The 1,311-nt window shown below is 42.8% G+C and carries 1 protein-coding gene and 1 pseudogene; both read left to right on the forward strand.

The window, feature by feature from the left end:
• Window positions 1-980: 3'-5' exonuclease (locus M4I42_RS16875; RefSeq protein ID WP_268853190.1), on the forward strand; the 980-nt coding region annotated here is incomplete at its 5' end.
• Between the two features lie 12 nt (window positions 981-992).
• Window positions 993-1,199 (forward strand): annotated as a pseudogene (locus M4I42_RS16880) (YdbC family protein); the annotation flags it as partial.
• Between the last annotated feature and the right edge of the window lie 112 nt (window positions 1,200-1,311).

Genomic DNA, 1,311 nt, shown 5'->3' on the forward strand with positions numbered 1-1,311 from the left:
TATATAAGCAATACCAAGAGTTATTGAAGAAACAGTTTCATAATCATTTGGATTTAGAGGACTACGCATTGTTGCTTTTGAAACATTTAGAAGACATCCCAGAGTCGTTAAAGTATGATTATATTTTTGTTGATGAGGTACAAGATTTGCAGGCGATGCAGTTGAAGGCACTCATCGGGCTTGTAAAAAAATCGATTGTCGTTTCTGGGGATCCGAAACAGCGTATTTACAAGCGTAGCCCGTTTTCATACCGTGAGTTAGGTTTGCACATTGAAGGGCGGAAGACACGGAATTTGCGGACAAACTATCGCTCGACAAAAGAAATTATGAAGCTGGCGAGCAGTTTGCAATTTTTAGATGAAGAAAACGATCGCTTCGATGATCAACGATTTGTGCGGGAAGGGAAGAAACCTAGTATTTATTACTTCCCGTATGCGAAGGAATTGAACCATCATCTCATCCGCCAAGTGAAAGACATTCATCACCACGATCCGGAAGCGACAATCGCGGTCATCCATCGGCACGATGCAGATGAACACCTCGTTCGCCAATGCCCTGTTTTCCAAGAGCTCAATCGCAATTTTGACGTTGTGACGGTCTCACAATATGGCAAGCGGTTTGATTTGAATAAACAAAAAAAGCCGATCTTTTTTACCGATGCGTTCAGCGTGAAAGGATTGGAATTTGATTACGTCTTTTTAATTCATTTCGATCGCGAACATTATCCGAATAAAAGAAGAATCGAGGATTTGGACAAAAGAGCGGGCGATAATAAAAACAGCGACAGCTACAACGCCGATTACGACGCGATATTAAACGATGAAAAGAAAGTGTTGTATGTTGCGGTGACGCGAGCGAGAAAAGAAGTGCAGCTCATGTATACAGGCAAGACGTTTCGCAGCATTTCACCGTTTGTGCGCGATTTTTACCGAGCGGATTATGACGCCTTTGGCTTTGATTCAGCGATTTATTCGAAGTAGAGGTGAGGTTCTATGACTAAAATTCAGTTTGACATTAAACAAAAGATTGCCGTCCTGTCGGAATCAGGGAAGGGATGGAGCAAGGAGCTTAATCTCATTAGCTGGAACGGCTATCCGGCGAAATTTGATATACGGGATTGGGATGCAGCTCATGAGAAAATGGGAAAAGGGGTTACATTAACAGAGGCAGAGCTGAAGGCGTTGTACCACGCTTTGCAGCGCTGGTTTGAAGAAGAAGGAAATGAGGGGAAAGATGTTTCGTGGAACGGTTTATTAGAGCGATGGACACAGCGTGCCCCCTTGTTTATTCAGCAGTTGAAAAATATTTTAT

This window comes from Anoxybacillus sp. J5B_2022 (genome assembly GCF_026847645.1).
GTDB lineage: Bacteria > Bacillota > Bacilli > Bacillales > Anoxybacillaceae > Anoxybacteroides.